Source organism: Neisseria sp. P0021.S005 (assembly GCF_051956955.1).
The window spans coordinates 1-424 of record NZ_JBQCWY010001012.1 but is presented as its reverse complement, the minus strand read 5'-3'; the positions used below and the strand labels follow the sequence as shown (position 1 = coordinate 424).

The 424-nt window shown below is 50.5% G+C and carries 1 pseudogene; it reads right to left on the bottom strand.

From position 1 onward, the window contains the following. Nucleotides 1-142 precede the first annotated feature (142 nt). Nucleotides 143-424, bottom strand: a pseudogene (locus ACTHUE_RS20640) (tRNA pseudouridine(65) synthase TruC); the annotation flags it as partial.

Genomic DNA, 424 nt, shown 5'->3' with positions numbered 1-424 from the left:
GTCGTTTAGGGTGTTGTTAAGCTGGTTGATTACTTCGGCTTCCATGATTCTTGTGTTCTTTCAAAATTTTAGGGGCGTATTGTAAGGGATTTGCCTGTTTTTTTCCATGACCGGGCCGTCTGAAAATGTACGGTTCGGGTTTTCAGACGGCCTCGGTTTTAAATTTTTCCATCCAAAGCTGCCAGTCGTTGTCTATCGGCGCTTGTACGGTCATCCGACTACCGTCTTCTATGCTTTGAAAACTGAGGCTCTGCGCGTGCAACATTAAGCGTTGCGTGCCGATATGTTCGGCAACGGCATGGTTTTGGCGCAAATCGCCGTAGTTGGTGTCGCCGACGATGGGGTGGAAAATGTGTTTCATATGGCGGCGGAGTTGGTGTTTGCGGCCGGTGTGCGGCGTGAGTTCGGCCCACGAATAACGCGA